Origin of the sequence: Pseudomonas cichorii, from assembly GCF_003700275.1 — a bacterium.
Lineage (GTDB): Bacteria > Pseudomonadota > Gammaproteobacteria > Pseudomonadales > Pseudomonadaceae > Aquipseudomonas > Aquipseudomonas cichorii_B.
In genome coordinates, this window is record NZ_RBRE01000073.1 from 1 (window position 1) to 314 (window position 314).

The window sequence follows — 314 nt, forward strand, 5'->3', positions numbered from 1 at the left end:
AAGATTCGTGGCTTCCGGATCGAGCCGGGAGAGATTGAAAGCAGACTCGCTGCTCATCCAGCAGTAAAAGATGCGGTGGTGCTGGTGCGTGAAGATACGCCGGGCGACAAGCGTCTGGTGGCGTATTTCACCGCCAGCGATGCCGAAGTTGATCTGGAAAGCCTGAGAGCGCACCTGAACGGCCAGTTGCCGGACTATATGGTCCCAGCCGCCTATGTGCGTCTGGAAACACTGCCGCTGACCAATAACGGCAAGCTGGACCGCAAGGCCTTGCCAGCGCCGGATCAGCAAGCGCTGATCAGTCGCGGCTACCA

Annotated in this window: 1 protein-coding gene; it reads left to right on the forward strand. The window is 59.2% G+C overall.

The window, feature by feature from the left end; genetic code table 11:
- A partial coding sequence (locus ALQ04_RS19600; protein WP_147466613.1) for an AMP-binding enzyme occupies positions 1–314 on the forward strand: 314 nt, incomplete at both ends.